Origin of the sequence: Hwanghaeella sp., from assembly GCF_965227365.1 — a bacterium.
GTDB lineage: Bacteria > Pseudomonadota > Alphaproteobacteria > UBA8366 > Aestuariispiraceae > Hwanghaeella.
In genome coordinates, this window is sequence record NZ_OZ245754.1 from 2,965,992 (window position 1) to 2,983,163 (window position 17,172).

General features: G+C 61.0%; 15 protein-coding genes. 8 read left to right on the plus strand and 7 right to left on the minus strand.

Going from position 1 to position 17,172, the window contains the following annotated elements; genetic code table 11:
- Nucleotides 1–33: 33 nt before the first annotated feature.
- Entirely contained in the window at nucleotides 34–1,422 is a 1,389-nt protein-coding gene (locus tag ACQK2G_RS13550; protein WP_425405569.1) for a TcdA/TcdB catalytic glycosyltransferase domain-containing protein, read from the plus strand.
- Between the two features lie 28 nt (nucleotides 1,423–1,450).
- Here the strand turns inward: ACQK2G_RS13550 and ACQK2G_RS13555 are convergent, their stop codons facing one another.
- The 3 genes from ACQK2G_RS13555 to ACQK2G_RS13565 form a co-directional block, all read right to left on the minus strand.
- Nucleotides 1,451–3,274, minus strand: coding sequence for an ABCB family ABC transporter ATP-binding protein/permease (locus tag ACQK2G_RS13555; RefSeq protein WP_425405570.1), 1,824 nt, complete (start codon nucleotides 3,272–3,274; stop codon nucleotides 1,451–1,453).
- A 63-nt stretch (nucleotides 3,275–3,337) separates the two neighbouring features.
- Nucleotides 3,338–4,177 carry a nitroreductase family protein gene (locus ACQK2G_RS13560; RefSeq protein ID WP_425405571.1) on the minus strand — a complete coding sequence of 280 codons (840 nt, stop codon included), beginning with the start codon at nucleotides 4,175–4,177 and terminating at the stop codon, nucleotides 3,338–3,340.
- Nucleotides 4,178–4,230: 53 nt separating this feature from the next.
- Nucleotides 4,231–4,752 carry a Panacea domain-containing protein gene (locus ACQK2G_RS13565; RefSeq protein WP_425405572.1) on the minus strand — a complete coding sequence of 174 codons (522 nt, stop codon included), beginning with the start codon at nucleotides 4,750–4,752 and terminating at the stop codon, nucleotides 4,231–4,233.
- Between the two features lie 335 nt (nucleotides 4,753–5,087).
- On the opposite strand from ACQK2G_RS13565, the gene ACQK2G_RS13570 reads away from it, so the two are divergent.
- From ACQK2G_RS13570 to ACQK2G_RS13580, 3 genes are all read left to right on the plus strand, one after another.
- Entirely contained in the window at nucleotides 5,088–5,852 is a 765-nt protein-coding gene (locus tag ACQK2G_RS13570; RefSeq protein ID WP_425405573.1) for an SRPBCC family protein, read from the plus strand.
- Nucleotides 5,853–5,994: 142 nt separating this feature from the next.
- Complete coding sequence (locus ACQK2G_RS13575; RefSeq protein ID WP_425405574.1) at nucleotides 5,995–7,236, plus strand: SulP family inorganic anion transporter; 1,242 nt, start codon at nucleotides 5,995–5,997, stop codon at nucleotides 7,234–7,236.
- Between the two features lie 63 nt (nucleotides 7,237–7,299).
- Entirely contained in the window at nucleotides 7,300–7,905 is a 606-nt protein-coding gene (locus ACQK2G_RS13580) for a gamma carbonic anhydrase family protein (RefSeq protein ID WP_425405575.1), read from the plus strand.
- Between the two features lie 91 nt (nucleotides 7,906–7,996).
- Here ACQK2G_RS13580 and ACQK2G_RS13585 read toward each other — a convergent pair whose 3' ends face one another.
- Entirely contained in the window at nucleotides 7,997–8,896 is a 900-nt protein-coding gene (locus ACQK2G_RS13585; RefSeq protein WP_425405576.1) for a TauD/TfdA dioxygenase family protein, read from the minus strand.
- Between the two features lie 100 nt (nucleotides 8,897–8,996).
- On the opposite strand from ACQK2G_RS13585, the gene ACQK2G_RS13590 reads away from it, so the two are divergent.
- A complete protein-coding gene (locus ACQK2G_RS13590) occupies nucleotides 8,997–9,923 on the plus strand; it encodes a LysR family transcriptional regulator (protein ID WP_425405577.1) in 927 nt (308 codons plus the stop codon).
- Between the two features lie 44 nt (nucleotides 9,924–9,967).
- Here the strand turns inward: ACQK2G_RS13590 and ACQK2G_RS13595 are convergent, their stop codons facing one another.
- Nucleotides 9,968–11,449, minus strand: a complete 1,482-nt coding sequence (locus tag ACQK2G_RS13595) for a mechanosensitive ion channel family protein (RefSeq protein WP_425405578.1) — start codon at nucleotides 11,447–11,449, stop codon at nucleotides 9,968–9,970.
- 341 nt (nucleotides 11,450–11,790) lie between these two features.
- On the opposite strand from ACQK2G_RS13595, the gene ACQK2G_RS13600 reads away from it, so the two are divergent.
- From ACQK2G_RS13600 to ACQK2G_RS13610, 3 genes are all read left to right on the plus strand, one after another.
- Nucleotides 11,791–12,252, plus strand: coding sequence for a (2Fe-2S)-binding protein (locus ACQK2G_RS13600; protein ID WP_425405579.1), 462 nt, complete (start codon nucleotides 11,791–11,793; stop codon nucleotides 12,250–12,252).
- A gap of 142 nt (nucleotides 12,253–12,394) precedes the next feature.
- Nucleotides 12,395–14,758, plus strand: coding sequence for a xanthine dehydrogenase family protein molybdopterin-binding subunit (locus ACQK2G_RS13605; protein WP_425405580.1), 2,364 nt, complete (start codon nucleotides 12,395–12,397; stop codon nucleotides 14,756–14,758).
- 51 nt (nucleotides 14,759–14,809) lie between these two features.
- Nucleotides 14,810–15,607, plus strand: a complete 798-nt coding sequence (locus ACQK2G_RS13610) for an FAD binding domain-containing protein (protein WP_425405581.1) — start codon at nucleotides 14,810–14,812, stop codon at nucleotides 15,605–15,607.
- 92 nt (nucleotides 15,608–15,699) lie between these two features.
- Here the strand turns inward: ACQK2G_RS13610 and ACQK2G_RS13615 are convergent, their stop codons facing one another.
- Both ACQK2G_RS13615 and ACQK2G_RS13620 read right to left on the minus strand, forming a co-directional pair.
- Nucleotides 15,700–16,380 (minus strand): putative 2OG-Fe(II) oxygenase, encoded by a 681-nt coding sequence (locus ACQK2G_RS13615; protein WP_425405582.1) that lies wholly within the window; start codon nucleotides 16,378–16,380, stop codon nucleotides 15,700–15,702.
- A 294-nt stretch (nucleotides 16,381–16,674) separates the two neighbouring features.
- On the minus strand, nucleotides 16,675–17,067 hold the full coding sequence (locus ACQK2G_RS13620) for a hypothetical protein (protein WP_425405583.1): 393 nt from the start codon (nucleotides 17,065–17,067) through the stop codon (nucleotides 16,675–16,677).
- Nucleotides 17,068–17,172: the final 105 nt, after the last annotated feature.

The window sequence follows — 17,172 nt, forward strand, 5'->3', positions numbered from 1 at the left end:
AAAACCAAGCGATAACTCGAGGAGCGGAACCGAATGCCACGTGAAATTCCAAAGATAATCCATGTCGTGTGGATCGGCGGCGGCGATCTGACGAAAGTGAAGGACCTGGAAGGCATTCGGTCCTATCTGCGGACCAACCCTTCATACGAAGTGTGGCTGTGGTGGGACCATAGCCACGTGTTCAACATGCATGGTGTCCGGAAAGCATTGAACCTGCCCCTTGAAGAGCAGGAACAGCGGGCAGCCTTTCGGACGGTCTACCAGGAACCAGCCCCGGACGCCGGAGAAGATTATCCACAGCCCGAACGCGGTCCCGGCCAGGATCATCGCAGCTTTCAACTGCTGCAGCGAATCCTGTCGGCGGATGCGCCCATTCCAGCCGGTTTGCAGGACTTCTTTCAGGAATTCGTCGACTATTGGGAACGTCAGTATAGCCCCGGCGGACTTTTCGAAGGGTCCGAACGGCCACCACTTGGTGTTTTCATGAAGAGCGAAGAACAGAAAGGCAGGCGTGAAACCCTGCTCGCGCTGTTTCTGCTCCATAAGGCCAACGACGCGATGGCCCCGTTGCGTGAAGCAGCCGGGAAATCCGACGGCAGACTAGTCCTGCGCGATGTAGCGGAATTAACCGCGGAGATGAATTGGCTGAATTGGGACTCTTACAATAAGGAACTGGGATTCAGAGGGATATTCCCCGCCGCCGCATCCGACATTCTTCGCTATGAGATTTTATACAATTACGGCGGCATCTATATGGATGTCGACTTGCAGTTGACCGCATCTCTGGATCAGCTCTCGGTCGGGGAAAACCTGGCCCTATGCGCCTTCGAAGATTTTCATGGCGTCGACAGGGCGGATGGCGCCAATCAGATTTATCACAAGGGATCCCACAAGACGCATGGCGACCATCCCTTCTATGCGATGAACAATATCGTCGCGACACATCCACAGAGCTGTTTCGCTGACACGTTGCGATTGGCGATCAAACAAGCCTATCAGGAGATGGAGGCGCAGCCGGACGGCCCTTTACGGAGCTATTGGGAACAGGTTCCGAACAAATCGACGATCGACCTTACCGGGCCCAATCTGGTGCGCGAGGTGCTCTACCAGTGCTTTCTGGGAACGCCCCAAAACGAGATGGCGCAGCACTGCGTGGAGCGGCTCAGGTCCGCAACCCCGCATTTCCTGAAGAACGACCCTGATAGCACCAAGGCAGCGCTGAAGGCATTGGATCCGCAGCAGAAAGGCGCACCCGTCGACGAGCCCTTTGCCCGCTGCGCAACGGTTTGGGACGATTCAGATCCGAGGCATTTCGGGTTTTGGAATTGGGTCTGGGAAAACGCCTATTTCCCGATGCACAAGGTGAACTGGCAGACCGAGGCGGCGGCGAAAAGCGACACCAAGGCAGCGGGCAAACAGTAACCGGTCGTTCGGTCCGGGCAGGTTACCATCACGCGTCCTGGTCGCCGCTTTGCTGGCGTGCCCACATTTCCGCATAGACGCCCTTGCGGGCCAGCAGATCGGCATGCCTGCCGCGTTCGACGATTTCCCCGGCACGGAGGACGATGATCTCATCCGCATCCACGACAGTCGAGAGACGGTGGGCGATGATCAATGTCGTCCGCCCCTTGGAGACTTCCCGCAGGCTTGTCTGGATATCCCGTTCGGTCGCGGTATCGAGCGCCGAGGTCGCCTCGTCGAACAGCATGATCGGCGGATCCTTCAGGATCGTACGGGCAATGGCGACGCGCTGTTTCTCCCCACCGGACAATTTCAGGCCACGTTCCCCGACGCGCGTTTCGTATCCATCGGGCAAGGACCTTATGAAGTCGTCGATATGGGCAAGCTGCGCGGCGCGGGTGATTTCCGCCTCTGTCGCGTCCGGCCGGCCATAGGCGATGTTGTAACGGACCGTATCGTTGAACAGGACCGTATCCTGCGGAACGATGCCGATTGCCTCCCTCACCCCCTGCTGTTTGACCGTGCGCAGATCCTTGCCGTCGATCAGGACCGCCCCCTCGCTGGCATCGTAGAAGCGGAACAAAAGCCGGCTGATGGTCGATTTGCCGGCGCCGCTGGGACCGACAATCGCGGTCGTCTTTCCGGGTTCCACCGTAAAGCTGACGCCCTTCAGGATCGGCCGGCGCGGGTCGTAGCCGAACTTGACGTCGCGGAATTCGACCCGGCCGTCCCGTGCGTTCAGGTCCACGGCGCCGTCCTCGTCACGAATTTCCGCGGTCACGTCCAACATGGAGAACATGTCCTCCATATCCGTCAGCGACTGGCGGATCTGCCGATAGACGAAGCCCAGGAAATTGAGCGGCAGATACAGCTGGATGAGATAGGTGTTCACCAGGACAAAATCGCCGATGGTCATACTGCCGTCGACCATGCCGCGGGCGGCGAGATACATCACCGCGACCAATCCGGTCGCGATGATCGCGCCCTGTCCGACATTGACCACCGACAGGCTGGCGATCGAACGGACCGCCGCTTTTTCATAGCGCTGCAATGAGACGTCGTAGCGGCGCGCCTCGTGCTCCTCGGCGCCGAAGTATTTCACCGTCTCGAAGTTCAACAGACTGTCGATCGCCTTGGTGTTCGCTTCCGTATCCGACTCGTTCATATGGCGACGGAACTTCAGCCGCCATTCGGTGATCAGCATCGTGAAGGCGATATAGGCGGCGATGGTCACCAACGTGATTGCGGCGAACCAGATATCGAACAGTCCCCACAAAACGCCGCAGACCATCAAAATCTCAACCAAGGTCGGAATGATGTTGAACAGCATGAAAGTGAGGACGAATTCGATCCCCTTCACGCCGCGTTCGATCACCCGGCTGAGACCGCCCGTCTGCCGATCCAAATGAAAACGCAGGGAAAGACTATGCAAGTGCCGGAACGTGACCAGGGCGACACGCCTGATAGCCCGCTGCGCCACATTCACGAACAGAATTTCGCGCAATTCCTGAAAGACGACCGATAGAACGCGCGCGCCGCCATAGGCGAGCAACAGCCCGAGCGGTATCGCCGCGATGCCGGCGGCGGCCAAACCGCCCGCGCCGTCGCCGGTCCCTACTCCGGCCCCGCCTCCGGACAGGGCATCGACCGCATCCTTATAGAACAGCGGTACCCAGACGTTAGCGACCTTCGCCGCCCCCAAGGCCACCATGGCCAGGACGACCCGAACCCGAATTTCGGTGCTGTCCCGCGGCCAGAGATAGGGCAACAGGGTCTTGATCGTTTTTCCTTGCCGGCGGAGAGAGTCGCTCATCGGTGTCCTTTCACGGTCCCCGTGACATAGAACTGCGGCCGCCCGTCGGCAACCGGCGCGCCTCTAGTCCAGCGAAAATCCCCGTTTCCGAAGGAATGTCGAAAATGCCGCCCTTTCCGGCACGGACATTTGGCGCGCCGTGTTCTCCGACCAGGTGCAGGTTTCGGTTATGCCGTATTTGTCCGGATGGCGCTGTTTGTGCGGCGCGATCGGCTGAACCGCGTGGCGCGCTGCATCATAGGCATCGACAAGGCCTGGAAGATCCTCGTCCCGGTACCCATTCCGGTGCACGACCGCGGCAGGTGGCAGGCGCATGCTGATCTGCGCGGTTGCTTCGGGCCAGCCCAAGGCGAGCCCCGCCACGGGATAAACGCCATCGGGCAGGCCGAGCATATTGCTGGCTTCGTCGATATGGTTGCGGACGACGCTGATCGGGCAGCAGCCTAGGCCGGCCGCCTCCGCCGCCGCGACGAATGTCGCCAAGGCGATACCGGCATCGACGGCCGTATTCATGAAGGTATCGAGGTTGTCGTTGCGATGCTCATACCCACGCATCTCGGCAATCCGCCGTTGCCGCCGGAGGTCGCCGCAGAAAACCAGAAACAAGGGCGCCGTGGCGATCCAGTCGTCGAAAGACGACCATTGCTGCATCGATCCGCGTAGATCCGGATCATCGATAACAATAATGGAGTATTGTTGCAGATCGGATTTGGAGGGCGCCGACTGGGCACAGGCCAGCAACGCCTGCAACAGCGGTTCTTCCACCGGCCTATCGGCGAACCGACGGCAGGACCGGCGCGTCAAGAAGCCGGACAGGCGATCCCAATCCGCGTCATCGGGTGCGGCACCGCGGTCGGCGGCATCGCCGAAGCGGTCCCGCCAGGCACTCTCAAAATCGGTCATTGAAACTTACCTCTGATATAAAACCTTGCGCAGCAGCCGAAACCGTCCTGCGGTCACCCCTTGCTTGGCCCGGGGGCCGCCGTCGGCGTCCATTTCTCAAGGACCCGCCCATCCGCGGTTTTCACTTTCTTGACGTTGGGTCTTTCCTTCCTGGTGAAGAACCGGACGATGGCGGGAAACGGAATTTCCTCGCCCAGTCCCTTCTTCAACGCACGCACATAGACGTCGTGGTGTTTGATCTGCTGGTTCAGATAATCGGAGGAATGATGGCCGTATCGCCGCCAGATCATGTCCAGGAAATGCAGCGTTTCGGAGGGAATCTTGGGTTCCCCCAAATTCGTCGGGCGGCCGTGTTCGAACAGGCGGAAGATATTCGGGTCCTGCGGGCCGGTCTCCCCCGCCACGAACAGCGCCGGCATCAACATCCGGCCGTGATGTGTGGCGGCGTAGGAACCCTGGGCGATATAAATCAGCCGCTGCAATTTCTGCGGCTGCAGGTAATCGTCCTCCCGCCGGGCCTGGTCCATGAACCAGAGCGCCACATCAATCGTCGATTCAACTACCGTAACGGCCATTCGCTTCATTCCCGTCCGAGCCGGACCGGAACCTTCATTGCCCGATTCCCTGGATCTCGTCCGCCTGCCTACCTTTATACCGGCAGCCGGCCCGGAGCGGAAGAAACCTGCCGAATGATCCCCCATTTGCCGCGGGTCGGCCGGTTCGGCCATGAAAGGGCAAAGCTCTTAGTCCCTTTGCCGGGCTTGCGGATATCGGCCCAGCATCCTAATTCAATTTCACGAACACGGCGTTCCAAGCCAAACAGCCGCTTCGCGCCGGAAAGATCATCGGACACAGGCGGCAGAAATCGACCGGCATCGGTCGCGCGAGAGAGAAGTAAAGGACAAGCAGCATGGATATGAAAGGTGAAGAGCGAATCCCGGCCCCGCGCGAAGTGGTCTGGGATGCGCTGAACGATCCGGAGGTTCTGAAAGCCTGCATTCCCGGCTGTCAGACGCTTGAGAAGACGTCGGACACGTCCTTCTCCGCTACGGTTCAGGCCAAGGTCGGCCCGGTGAAGGCAAAGTTCGCAGGCGACGTCACCTTGACCGATATCGACCCGCCGAACGGTTACAAGATCAGCGGTGAAGGCAAAGGCGGCGCGGCCGGGTTCGCCAAGGGCGGCGCCGTGGTCTCCCTGGCCGAGGACGGCGGTGAAACCGTGCTGACCTATGAGGTCGATGCGAATGTCGGCGGGAAACTGGCCCAGATCGGGTCCCGGCTTATCGACTCGACCGCCAAGAAGATGGCCGGCGAATTCTTCTCGAAGTTCAACGAGGAAGTGGCCGCCAAGGCCGGCGGCGCCCCTGCCGCGGAAGCAGCGCCTGCCCCCGCTGAATCCACCACAGAAGAACCCGCCGAAGAAGCCACTCCTGCGGCACCTGCCCCTGCCGCCCCCTCCGCGGAAACGGCGGCCGAGCCCGCCCCCGCACCGGAAACGAAGCCGGCGCCGGAACCCGCCCCGGCGACTGAAACGGAAGTGAAAACCGCCGCCTCGAAGGCCGCCACGGATGCGGTGGACGAGGTCGCCGCCAAACGCAAAGGCCTGAGCCCGGTAATCTGGGTCGTCGCGGTCGTCGTTGTCGCGGGCCTGCTGATCTACGGGTTCAACAGCTAGTCCAAGCCATTTTTTCCAATTTGAGAAAGCCGCCATTCCTGGCGGCTTTTTTATTTCCCATTGCATGTGGACCGGCCACGCTGTTTGATAACGCTCGGTACGACTCACCGTAGAGCCGCCCATACTCTGGGGATGTCACGGCATGAAACCTAAAATTCTGACCACGTTGGAGACCTATTCCTGGTCTCTCTTCACCGCTGACTGCCTGGCCGGCGCGACGGTTGCCATGGTGGCCGTTCCGCTCAGTCTGGCAATCGCCATCGCATCGGGCGCAGAACCCGCGCAAGGCCTCGTCACCGCCATCATCGGCGGTTTTTTCATCTCTCTGCTCGGCGGCAGCCGGGTGCAGATCGGCGGGCCGACAGGCGCCTTCATCGTCGTCGTCTACGGCGTCATCGCCGACCACGGTTACGACGGCCTGCTCTTCGCCACCTTCATGGCGGGGATCATCCTGCTCGTCGCCGGATTTCTGCGCATCGGAAACCTGATCGCCTATATTCCGGAAGCGGTGATCAACGGGTTCACCATCGGTATCGCCATCATCATCGCCAAAAGCCAGTTGAGCGATCTGCTTGGCCTTCAGGGCGGCATCGACTGGTCGGAACTGGGGACGGTATTTCAGTCGGTCAACGCGGCGGCGGTCGGGATCGGTCTCGGGACCGGGCTCGTCATCATCCTGCTGCGCCGGGCCTTCCCCAAATTCCCGGGGCTGATCGTCGCCGTCGCCCTGTCCTCCGCGATCGTCGCGGGCGCGGGCCTTGAGGTCGACACCATCGTTTCCCGCTTCGGCGAAATGCCGAACCGCCTTCCCCTGCCCAGCCTGCCGCCGATCTCCGTCGAGCGTTTCACCGAACTGCTGCCCTCGGCCTTCGTGATCGCCTTTCTGGCCGGCGTCGAGTCGCTGCTGTCCGCCATGGTCGCGGACCGGGCCATCGGCGGCAGTCACCGCCCGAATGCGGAAGTGATCGCCCAAGGCGCCGCGAATGTCGCTTCCACCCTGTTCGGCGGCCTGCCGGCGACGGGCGCCATCGCGCGTACGGCAACGAATATACGCGCGGGCGGCAAGACACCGGTCGCCGGGATCGTTCATGCCCTGGTGATCCTGGCCGTGATGATGCTGGCCGCCCCGCTTGCCGGCTATCTGGCGATGCCGGCCATGGCCGCGCTGCTGATCCTGACCGCCTGGAACATGAGCGAACCGCATCGCTGGCGCGGTTACATGGCGACGCCAATCGCGGACAGGATGCTGCTGATCGTGACACTTGTGCTGACCGTGGCCGCGGATCTGACCGTGGCTATCGGCGTCGGCGTTGCCCTCGGCCTCGCCATTCGCCTGCGCCGCAGAAAAGTCCAACCCGCCGAGTGGCATACGCCTGACCGCTGAGGACACGGGCCTTCCGACCGACTATGCTGGTGCCAATCCGCCGTCGAACAGGAAGGATGCGGCATGATATTGGACCATCACGGCAAATCGCCCGATATCCATCCCACGGCCCGGATCGCGCCGAACGCGACGGTCTGCGGCGACGTTGCCATCGGCGCAAACACCTCCATCGGCTTCGGCGCGGTGCTCACCGCGGAGTCCGGTCCCATTGTCGTCGGGGCCAACTGCGTTGTGATGGATACGGCCGTCCTGCGCGGGGTGCGCGGCAACCCACTTACAATCGGCGACAATGTCCTGGTCGGTCCGCGCAGCCACCTGACCGGTTGCACGATTGAAGACAATTGCTTCGTCGCGACCGGCGCCAGCGTCTTCAACGGTGCGAAAATCGGCACCAACAGCGAGGTTCGGATCAACGGCGTCGTCCATTTGCGCACCGTGCTGGCTCCAGGAACCACCGTGCCGATCGGCTGGGTCGCGGTCGGGGACCCGGCGGAAATTCTCCCGCCGGACCGGCACGACGATATCTGGGACATTCAGAAGGGCCTGGATTTCCCGAAACATGTCTTCGGCATCGACCGTCCGGCGCCGGGCGAGAGCATGATGCCCAGGGTCATGCCTCGTTATGCCGCCATGCTGGCTCGGCATGAAGATGACCGGCCCGCGGAATAGCCTATCGAGCCTTCGCCCGGCCTCAGAGGTCGGATTCGCGATAACGGTGGGGGTGACGCAGACCGAACCGTTCGGACTGCTTCCGCATTGTCTAGGCCGGGACCGGTGCGCCCTCCCCGACGAGAGTGACACGATGCATGATCCGGCGGGTCCGGCGGTTATCGAACGGTTCGACCGAATGCATTGTGCACCGGTTGTCCCACATGATGACATCGTCCGGCGCCCAGACGTGTCGATAGACGAATTTCTCGTCGGTCGCATGTGCGATCAGTTCGTCGAGCAGCGCCCGAGCCTCTGTCTCCGGCATGCCTTCGATGGTGACCATGGTGTGCGGCGACAGGAAAAGACTTTTTCGGCCCGTCACGGGATGCACCCGGACCAGAGGGTGCCTGACCGGCGGCAGGTCGTCATACGTGCCGCGGTCCTTCTTCGCCGCCAATTCAGGCGCCGTGCGGATGATGTAGTCGTGGGCGTGGATCACCCAGAGCCCGGCGATCCGAGATTTCATATCCGGGAGGAGAGCGTCGTATGCCGCATACATGTTCGCGAACAGCGTGTTGCCGCCTTCCGAGGTGATCTCGATCCCGTGGAGGATAGAGCCCATGCTTGGAATCTCGCGGAACGAACTGTCGGTGTGCCAGCGCCAGGACTGGTTCAAATACTGCCATGCGCTGTCCGTCGGCGGCACGATGTTTCCGGCCTCGTCGACATTGGAAACCCGGTAGATCGCGGCGTTGCGAGACGACCGGTGGGCGACGGAAGGATGGATCTCAAGACTGCCGAACCGCTCGCCGAAAGCGATATGCTGCTCATCCGAAATGCGCTGCCCCGGGAATACCAGCAGCAGGTGCTCCATCCATAGGGCATGAACGGTCTTCAAGGTGGCGCTGTCGAGCGGTTCTCTCAGGTCAACGCCATGAACCGTTGCGCCGATCAGGGGGTGCCGTTTTTCGGCGCGTATGGATCCGGACACTGCACCGGTTTGTGTCATGATTTCCTCCCTGTGTTTCGCCTTTCCCACGACCTTGTTTAAGCACGACAAGAATGTAAAATAATCAGATATTATAATTTCCATTATCTGAAGTAATGGCATGCTTTCCATCGAACGCCTGAAAGTCTTCGCCGCCGTGGTCGAGGAAGGGTCGTTTACGGCCGCGGCCGCGCGTTTGAACGCGACCCAATCCGGCGTCTCGCAGCAGGTCGCGAAACTCGAACAGGCTCTGGGCACGAAACTGCTCGAACGCGGCCTGCGCGGCGCGACGACGACACCGGCAGGGCAGCAGTTATACGCCCGGTCGAACACCCTGCTGCGCGACATTTCGATTGTCGAACAGGGCATCTCGGACCTTGGCCGCGGGGCGACCGGCAGTGTCACGCTGGGCGTGATGCCCGCCCTGACACGATCCATCCTCGGCCCCGTCTTGAGGCGTTATCTCACGGCCAACCCGAACGTCACGATAAGGGTCATCGAGCGGGCGAGCTCTGAACTGATCGACGAGGTGGTCGGCGACGGCTTGGATGCGGCACTCGTTCCAGCCTTCGATGCCCCGCCGTCTCTGCGTTGCCGACTGATCGGGCCTACGCGTGAAGTTCTGGTCGACCGGAACGGAGCGGGCGCGCCGCACATGGTTCCGGTTGATGTCCGCGCCCTGTCCCCGGTGCGGATGATCCTGCAGTCAAAGGGAAACATTCGTCGCCGGAAGGTGCTTGCCTATCTCCGCTCCCGCGGCGTCGAATTCGAGGCGCTAATGGATTTCGACTCGATGTTCGGGACTCTTGAGTACATTCAGAACAGCGATTTCAAGACCATCCTGCCGGCGGTGATGGTGGCCCCGGAGATCGAGAGCGGCGCGCTCTGCGTAAGGCCGCTCGCCGGTGAAGGTTTGACGCTTGAGGTCATCGCCGTCGAGCCGGCGCGGCGTGTCCCGTCGCCCATCTTGAGCGATCTGTTCGAACTGCTCACCAGTTCTCTCATCGCATTCGAGAAAGCATTTCAGGAAAGGTGTCGTCCGACCTAGTGCCCACCACGCTCCCTCACAGGTCGCGCCCTCCCGGAATAGGGTCAGTACATCAGGCCGAAATAGCCCTGGATTTTCTGGAACAAACGGTCGGCGGCGGTCTGGCGAACGCGTTCGATCTCCTGCTCGGTGACGCCTTCGGTCAGCTTTCGGTCGTTCATCATCTGCCGCTCGGCCAAAGCCAGGCTCAATTGCCGGACGAGATCCTGGCTTTCTTCCAGGAAGGAGCGGATATCCTCTTTCGAAATCTGGAAGACGATGGCATCGACGCTGGGAATGACGGTCGCGGCCCGCCGCGCCCCGGTCAGAAGCGACATTTCCCCAAAGAACATGCCGGGCAGCAGATGCCCCACCATGATGCGGTCGCCGTCGTCATTGTCGATGAAAACGTCCAGGTAACCTTCGCGCAGCAGGAACAGCGAGTCGCCCTCCTCCCCCTGCCGGACGATCGCCTCGCCCTGGATGCAGAGGCGCTCGCGCATCCTGTTGCGCAGTTTCTGCAATTCCTCGTCGTTCATGGAATCGAACAGATGCACGTCGCGCAGGAACATCACGTCCCTGACCGAAGCGCTGGGCAGGTCCGCGGATTCCTTGGAATTCAATAGGTCCAGTTTCTCATGCGGCACCCGCAGCCCGGCGAAATGCAGGTTTCTGAGAATGTTTCGTTTCACCTGGTACCGGATCCGGTCCAGATCCTCGTGACTGGGCACCCAGTATCGCACCTGCCACTTTATGCCACGCGGCGTGTAATCCTTGATCCTGACGTCAGGCTGGCGTGGAAGGGCCGTGGAGTCCTCGACTTGCGTGACCGCCGACAGAAGAATGCGCTCCGCCTGATGGCTTGTTACCTCGTAATCGAGAACGATATCGAACTCGGCCCGGAAATAATCCTCGGGCCAATTGAAGTTGGTGAAGGGATGCGTCGCCAGGAAGGTGTTCGGCACGACGACCCCGGTCTGTTCCTTGGTGATCAGCTTGGTCGCCCGCCAGTTTATTTCCACGACCTTGCCCAGGGTGCCGTCCTCCAACTGCACCCAATCGCCGATATTGATGGGCCGCTCCAGGCCGAGCGCGATACCGGTGAAGACGTCGGAGATCATGTAGCGCAGCGCGAATCCGATCACCGCGATAACGATGCCGGACGTCGTCACGAAGGCGGAAACGGAGACATCGAATACGATACTGAGAGTGGCGATGAGGCCGGCAACCCAAACCGCGAAGGCCGAAATGTCGACCAGCAGACTGGGCACCTGCGTTTCGGCGCGTGCCTCGACCCAGCCATGCCAGAAATAGTGCCGCAGCGCGAAATTGACCGTCATCGCGCCGGCAATGAACAGGAAGACGCCGACCACCTGATGCAGGATGAACAGGACGGAATCGGGAAGCGCCGGGTCGGCCCCCGGAATGACGTCGTGCCACACCTCGTACAAGACGTATAACAGGACGGTCACGACGAATCGCGCCAACAGCACGATCCAATTGCGTCGCGCCCGCCTTTTCAGCGCTCTTTCCCGCCTATCCGCCATTTTGGCTTTCCGCCGTTTCCCCCAAAGTCATCTACGCTAGTACAGGAAACAGGGACCTGAAAGAGGAATGGCCGAACCGGTTTCATTCTACCGCGCGGCGGAATACCCCCTGTTCCTAAGTCTCACAGGGATCAGGGTTGATTTACGATTGTGCCGGCCCCAAAATCCCTTTGGTAATCAGTAGAAGCGGCCGGCACGGCAGGTCGACACGAAGGACGGGGTGCGCAGGGAACCGAGCCGGTTCCCTTCCATCAAGACAACACGGCGGAACGAACTGGCGACAGGGAAATTCTGCCTTTGGTACATTCTGGCTCATTGTTTAACGCAAGGGAGGGCATAGTATGCCGACCGTTTCCATGACGGTGAACGGCAAGTCCGTTTCGGGTGAAGTCGAAGCGCGGACGTTGCTGGTTCAGTTTTTACGCGAGAATTTGGGACTGACGGGAACGCATGTCGGCTGTGATACCAGCCAATGCGGCGCCTGTGTCGTCCATGTCGACGGCAAGTCGATGAAGTCCTGCTCCCTGCTGGCGGTTCAAGCCGACGGCGCCGCGGTCACCACGATCGAAGGTCTGGCCGATGGCGACAACCTGCATCCGATGCAGGAGGCATTCCGCAACAACCATGGCCTGCAGTGCGGTTTCTGCACCCCCGGCATGGTGATGAGCGCGGTCGACCTTGCGAACAACAACAAGAATCCGAGTGAGGAAGAAATCCGCGAATGGCTGGAAGGCAACATCTGTCGCTGCACCGGCTACCACAACATCGTGAAGTCCATCAAAGAGGGCGCCGCGAACATGTAAACGCGGCCCCACCTTGGTGGGAATGGGGGAGAAGACCTGAACGGCGCCCCTCTGCCGATTGCGTTTATCAACGTGACGGCGCCCCGCCCCGGCCCATGGCGGGCGAAGGGACGTGCGACCGTCCAGGGAGATAGATGGTAAAATGAGCGAGACAGGCATTGGCGCTTCGGTAAAGCGCTTGGAAGACTACCGCTTCCTGACCGGACGCGGTACCTACACGGACGATATCAATCAGCCGGGACAGACCTTCGCCTATATCCTGCGCAGCCCGCATGCCCATGCGAAGATCAATTCGATAGACACCGCCGCCGCTTCTGCCGCGCCGGGTGTTGTTGCGATCTTCACCGGTGCGGATATGGAAGTGGGATCCCTTCCCTGCGGCTGGCAGATCCACAACAAGGACGGCTCGCCGATGGCGGAACCGGGCCACCCGCCGCTGGCGCAGGGCAAGGTTCGCCATGTCGGCGACCAGGTTGCGGTCGTCATCGCGGAGACCCTGGCACAGGCGCGCAGCGCGGCCGAGTTGATCGAAGTCGACTACTCCGAACTGCCGGCCGTGGTCGATATGAACAAGGCCCTGGATGGCGGCACGCTGGTTCATGACGATGTCGCGAACAACCTGTGCTACGACTGGGAATTGGGCGACGAAAGCGAAGTCGACAATGCGATTGCCGGCGCGCACCACGTGACGGAAATCGACATCGTCAACAACCGCCTGGTGCCGAACGCCATGGAACCGCGGGCGGCTATCGGGTCTTTCGACAAGGCCACCGGGGAATACACGCTCTACACCACCAGTCAGAATCCGCATGTCATCCGGCTTCTGATGGGCGCCTTCGTGCTGCAGATCCCCGAACACAAACTGCGCATTGTCGCGCCGGATGTCGGCGGCGGTTTCGGATCCAAGATCTACCACTATGCCGAAGAAGCCATTGTCACCTGGGCCGCGCCCAAGGTCGGTCGGCCGATCAAATGGACGGCTGAACGGTCGGAAAGCTTCATCACGGATGCCCATGGCCGCGACCACATCACCAACGTCAAGCTGGCCCTTGATGAGAACGGCAAGTTCCTGGCGCTGAAGGTCAACACCAAGGCGAATATGGGCGCCTATCTGTCGACCTTCGCGACCTGCGTGCCGACCTATCTTTATGCAACGCTGCTGGCAGGCGTTTACACGACGCCGGTGATCTATGCGGGCGTTAAGGCCATCTTCACCAATACCACGCCGGTCGATGCCTATCGCGGCGCGGGCCGCCCGGAAGCAAGCTACCTGATCGAACGGGTGGTGGACCGGGCCGCGCGGGAAATGGGAATTCCGCAGGACGAAATCCGTCGGAAGAACTTCATCCCGCGGGACGCGTTCCCGTATCAAACGCCGGTCGCCCTGCAATATGACAGCGGCGATTACGAAGCGACGCTCAATTCCGCCATGAAGCAGGCCGATGTCGCGGGCTTTGCCGCCCGCAAGGCCGCTTCGGAAGCGAAGGGCAAGCTTCGCGGCCTCGGCTATTCCACTTATGTGGAAGCCTGCGGCATTGCGCCGTCGGCTGTTGTCGGGTCACTCGGCGCACGGGCGGGCCTGTTCGAAAGCGCTAATGTCCGAGTCAATCCAACCGGCTCCGTCACGGTCTTCACCGGATCCCACAGCCACGGACAGGGTCACGAGACGACCTTTGCCCAGTTGGTTTCGGAAACGCTGGGCCTGCCGCTGGATCAGATCGAGATCAGCCACGGCGATACCAACAAGGTCGCTTTCGGCATGGGAACCTACGGGTCCCGCTCGCTTGCGGTCGGCGGCGAAGCGCTGATGAAGGCCATGAACAAGATCATCGACAAGTCGAAGAAGATTGCCGCCCATGTCCTGGAGGCATCGGAAGCCGATATCGAGTTCAAGGACGGCAAGTTCACCGTGGCCGGAACGGACAAGGAAATGGCCTTCGGCGAAGTCGCGCTGACCGCTTATGTGCCCCACAACTTCCCGCATGAGACGCTGGAACCGGGGCTGGAGGAACAGGCTTTCTACGACCCGATGAACTTCACCTATCCCGGCGGCTGCCACATTGTCGAAGTGGAAGTCGATCCGGATACCGGTGTGGTGAAGATCGACCGGGTGACTGCATCCGACGATGTGGGCCGCGTCATCAACCCGATGATTGTCGCCGGTCAGACCCATGGCGGGCTCGCCCAGGGGATCGGTCAGGCGCTGCTGGAAGGCTGTGTCTATGACGAAAACGGTCAGTTGCTGACCGGGTCCTACATGGACTACGCGATGCCACGGGCCGACGATCTGCCCAACTTCACATGTTCCAACGAAACGACGCTGTGCGCGCACAATTCGCTGGGTGTGAAAGGTGTCGGAGAGACCGGAGCAATCGGATCGCCGCCCGCGGTTATCAACGCCATCGTCGATGCGTTGAGCGGCATGGGCGTCACCGATATTTCCATGCCGGCCACGCCGCAAAAGGTATGGCAGGCAATTCAGGGTGCGAAAGCAGCCGCTGAATAACGATAAGGCAAGCGACGTCTCGAAGAGACGGACCGTTAAGGAGAAGACAGCATGTACGACTTCAACTACCACAAACCGGGTTCGCTTGCCGACGCGGCGTCCGCCATCGCGGGCGCCGAGGACGGCAAACTCGTCGCCGGTGGGATGACCTTGATCCCGACCATGAAACAGCGCCTCGCTGCGCCCAGCGATCTGGTCGACCTCGGCGGGATCGGCGATCTGGTCGGCATTTCGGCCAGCGGCGGTACGCTGACCATCGGCGCGATGACGACCCATGGCGCCGTGGCGGCATCGGCGGATGTCAAAGCGGCCATCCCGGCCCTTGCCGAGTTGGCCGACAACATCGGCGACCCGCAGGTTCGCAACCGTGGCACGATCGGCGGATCCATCGCCAACAACGATCCGGCCGCCGATTATCCGGCCGCCCTGGTCGCGCTTGGCGCCACCGTGGTCACCAACAAACGTGAGCTGGCAGCCGAGGACTTCTTCACCGGCCTGTTCGACACGGCACTGGAAGAGGACGAGATCGTCACCTCGGTCAATTTCCCGGTTCCGGAGAAGGCCGCTTATATGAAGTTCGCCAATCCCGCCAGCCGCTACGCCATGGTCGGCGTTTTCGTCGCCAAAGGTCCCTCCGGCGTGCGCGTTGCCGTGACCGGCGCGGGTGATGACGGGGTGTTCCGGGTTTCTGAAATGGAAGCGGCGCTGTCGAGCAATTTCTCGGCCGACGCCCTGTCCGGCATTTCCGTCTCGGCGGATGGCTTGAACAGCGACATCCATGCCAGTGCGGAGTACCGGGCGCACCTGATCAGCGTCATGGCCAAACGGGCGGTCGCCGCGGCCGGCTGAGGCATGACCGAGTGTATTTACGAGAAGGGCGGCCCTCTGTGGCCGCCCTTTTTCTTTGAACCGGCTGAGCCCGTCCCCGACATCCGCAAACGCTACAACAACGGTTCATCCGAAGGATGGCCGGGTATGTCTTTCCTGTCGATGTTCCAGGCGATGCTGATGCGGTGCTCGTCGCCGGTATGCGGCGTCACGTAGTGAGTTACGAAACTTGGAAACAAGACCATCGTGCCCGGGTTGAGCGGCGGGTACACTTGCGAGGTGACGAGCCCCTTGGCCGTCGGACAGCAGCGCGCCACACGGGGATCGGTGATCCCCAGCGCGCCGTTGAAGTTCTTGCGGTCCTCTTCATTCGGCGGAACCAAATGGTAGACGACGCTGACTTCCGTTCGGCGATGCCCGTGGGGTCCGATGAAATCGCCCTTGCGGTAGACGTTGCCCCAAACGTCATCGATAAACGCGGTGTCCGCCCCGGTGATGCGCTTGAAAGCAGCCATGGCGCGGGCATTCAGGACCTTCATCGCCGGACAGTCCCAGTCGATCAGATCCCGGATCTTCGCACCGCCCCCGCCTTCCCATCGGTTGGGTTCGGTTTCACGGAATCTCCGTTCCGCTTCCAAGAGCTTCGGCTCAAGCACCGAACGGATGACGTCGTTATCGGGAAAAACCGTTGCGCAAACCAAGGGGTCAAGATGCTTCAGCCCCAAGCCCGACGGCCAGACCGGCACCTGTTGCGGGCCGATGAACATTTTCTCGTCGATGCCGGATTCGGTCATAGGGTTAGTATTTTTAGCGGTGCACTTTGATCACGGTTCCGTGAGTGAAAGGGGAATTCCCACACGGGTCAAGGACAGAATGTTTTTAACCCATTGTGATTATTCAATTTTCAATATTTCTTTGCACCGCAAACGCCTAATCAGCCGCGAAATGAACAGCTTAAAGATAATACAAAGTGCGCCGCAGTACAGATTGATTACCCATTCGTTCGGAATGTCTTGCGGGGCACGCGGCCTGGAGTCGGATGCAATATACCGACGTCGACGGAATCCTCCGCCTCTTCAGCGCCGCGTCTAGATCGATAAATTAAGGGTTTGCTGACCGGCCGCCTCAAGCGCCGCGTGGTCGCTCAACGTCGGCAGGGGAAGGTCGAGTTGTTCGAAGACTTCATCCGGGGACTGGACCTCGTTCGACGGTTCCGGCGGTTGATCGAACAGGCGCACAGTCGTCGTGCGTTTGCACCGCAGGACCTGATCGCCCAGTTCGGGCCCTTCGACCCATTCGACCAGGGAACGGAGTTCCGTCCAGGCCGACATGGGCACTACCAATGTCAGGGTCGCATTCCCGTGCTGGGCATGCAGATGCATGCTGTCGGTATCCTGAACCGTGTGAAACACGGTTGCCCCCGCAATCAGTTCAAGCGCTTCCTGCGCCCGCGCCGACAACGCCCTTTTGACCCTTACCATCCCGACACCATTCTGGTTATCCCCACCATCAGATCGCTTGCCGATGCGGAACCAAGGCATCGGGAACGAAGAAACGATCAACGCCGCCGGTTTCGGCGGCGACGA

Coding starts and splice junctions, on each gene's coding strand:
- ACQK2G_RS13550 (WP_425405569.1), top strand. CDS start 34: ATGCCACGTGAAATTCCAAAGATAATCCATGTCGTGTGGATCGGCGGC.
- ACQK2G_RS13555 (WP_425405570.1), bottom strand. CDS start 3,274: ATGAGCGACTCTCTCCGCCGGCAAGGAAAAACGATCAAGACCCTGTTG.
- ACQK2G_RS13560 (WP_425405571.1), bottom strand. CDS start 4,177: ATGACCGATTTTGAGAGTGCCTGGCGGGACCGCTTCGGCGATGCCGCC.
- ACQK2G_RS13565 (WP_425405572.1), bottom strand. CDS start 4,752: ATGGCCGTTACGGTAGTTGAATCGACGATTGATGTGGCGCTCTGGTTC.
- ACQK2G_RS13570 (WP_425405573.1), top strand. CDS start 5,088: ATGGATATGAAAGGTGAAGAGCGAATCCCGGCCCCGCGCGAAGTGGTC.
- ACQK2G_RS13575 (WP_425405574.1), top strand. CDS start 5,995: ATGAAACCTAAAATTCTGACCACGTTGGAGACCTATTCCTGGTCTCTC.
- ACQK2G_RS13580 (WP_425405575.1), top strand. CDS start 7,300: ATGATATTGGACCATCACGGCAAATCGCCCGATATCCATCCCACGGCC.
- ACQK2G_RS13585 (WP_425405576.1), bottom strand. CDS start 8,896: ATGACACAAACCGGTGCAGTGTCCGGATCCATACGCGCCGAAAAACGG.
- ACQK2G_RS13590 (WP_425405577.1), top strand. CDS start 8,997: ATGCTTTCCATCGAACGCCTGAAAGTCTTCGCCGCCGTGGTCGAGGAA.
- ACQK2G_RS13595 (WP_425405578.1), bottom strand. CDS start 11,449: ATGGCGGATAGGCGGGAAAGAGCGCTGAAAAGGCGGGCGCGACGCAAT.
- ACQK2G_RS13600 (WP_425405579.1), top strand. CDS start 11,791: ATGCCGACCGTTTCCATGACGGTGAACGGCAAGTCCGTTTCGGGTGAA.
- ACQK2G_RS13605 (WP_425405580.1), top strand. CDS start 12,395: ATGAGCGAGACAGGCATTGGCGCTTCGGTAAAGCGCTTGGAAGACTAC.
- ACQK2G_RS13610 (WP_425405581.1), top strand. CDS start 14,810: ATGTACGACTTCAACTACCACAAACCGGGTTCGCTTGCCGACGCGGCG.
- ACQK2G_RS13615 (WP_425405582.1), bottom strand. CDS start 16,380: ATGACCGAATCCGGCATCGACGAGAAAATGTTCATCGGCCCGCAACAG.
- ACQK2G_RS13620 (WP_425405583.1), bottom strand. CDS start 17,067: ATGGTAAGGGTCAAAAGGGCGTTGTCGGCGCGGGCGCAGGAAGCGCTT.